Annotated in this window: 1 protein-coding gene; it reads left to right on the plus strand. The window is 39.2% G+C overall.

Annotated features, from left to right (window positions below; all coding sequences use genetic code 11):
* Nucleotides 1–19 precede the first annotated feature (19 nt).
* The coding region (locus tag C1E99_RS13030) for a VOC family protein (protein WP_105207745.1) at nt 20–337 on the plus strand (318 nt) is incomplete at its 3' end.

Genomic DNA, 337 nt, shown 5'->3' on the forward strand with positions numbered 1-337 from the left:
ATAATTTTGGAGGTCCATCATGCTTAAAGCAATGGAAGTATACTTGGTTACTAATGGTAATGGTTTGGAAGCTATCGAGTTTTATAAAAATGCTCTTGGGGCAACAGTGGAGCAAGTAAATCTATTTAAAGATTTCTTACCAGACTGCCCTGCTGAACTAGAAAATTACGTGATGAATGCACAGTTTCGTTTGAATGGTCAACGGTTTATGTTGTCAGACAACAACCCAGAAATGCCTTATACAGTAGGTGACAATATTACAGTTGCGCTTATCACAGATGATGCTGAGACAGCGCAGGAACTATACAGCAAGTTATCCGTAGATGCAACTGCTATC

Source organism: Streptococcus suis, assembly GCF_002964045.1.
Taxonomy (GTDB): domain Bacteria; phylum Bacillota; class Bacilli; order Lactobacillales; family Streptococcaceae; genus Streptococcus; species Streptococcus suis_U.